The following is a 709-nucleotide window of genomic DNA, read 5'->3' as shown; positions in this document are numbered from 1 at the left end:
CTAACGGTCTGCAGCTACCCGAAGGTGGCGATTTCGAAGCACTTCACTCTCTATCAAGCAGAAACTTTGATAGAAGCACAAAGCTTGATTTAACCACTGAACCGCCACTTTTGGGTAGGTGCTGTTATGGGCTGCCCTTCTTTCCATCGAATTAAAATTTGTCTCTATTTTTTCTTACAAATTCAATATTCAGCATATTCAAGTCGTCTTCGTAACTAAAAAACTTTTGGTCAAGGTCTTCCCAAACAACATCTGCCGTTTCTTGTATTTGCTCTAAAATTTCTTGTCGTTCTGTTCTGTCTTCTGGAACATTACTATTTGGAAATTGGTCGATTGCTTTTTGCAAAATGTCAGCCGTTTTGTTTGCACCTATTGTCTGCAAGGACTGAACTGTCTTATGAGCAAAGTCGCCACTTGAGTTAAAAAAATATTGGTTAAACCCTCCATTGTTTATTTCTCTTTCTAAACATTGATTATGATAAAATTGCGTCTGTTGTTCCGTCAGCTTGTCCATTTCGTCTCCGTATGAGCAAACGTCACCAATGTAATTGTCAAGTTCGATTATGCTCCCGTTTATGTCATCAGAAGATAGCAGTTTTTCAAGGTCGTATTTTTTGTTCTCCGAATTTTGGTCTGATTTGTCAGAACCACCAAATAGTTTTTTAAATATACTCATTGTCTGTTGTCGGTTTTAGGGTTGCCCATAACG

1 protein-coding gene is annotated in these 709 nt (G+C 38.2%); it reads right to left on the bottom strand.

Annotation, left to right across the window (positions count from 1 at the left end; all coding sequences use genetic code 11):
- Positions 1-151: 151 nt before the first annotated feature.
- Positions 152-676 carry a DMP19 family protein gene (locus I5M32_RS16595; RefSeq protein WP_200588289.1) on the bottom strand — a complete coding sequence of 175 codons (525 nt, stop codon included), beginning with the start codon at positions 674-676 and terminating at the stop codon, positions 152-154.
- Positions 677-709 lie beyond the last annotated feature (33 nt).

The organism is Pedobacter segetis (assembly GCF_016623585.1).
GTDB classification, from domain to species: domain Bacteria; phylum Bacteroidota; class Bacteroidia; order Sphingobacteriales; family Sphingobacteriaceae; genus Pseudopedobacter; species Pseudopedobacter segetis.
This window is presented reverse-complemented; position numbering and strand designations above follow the sequence as displayed.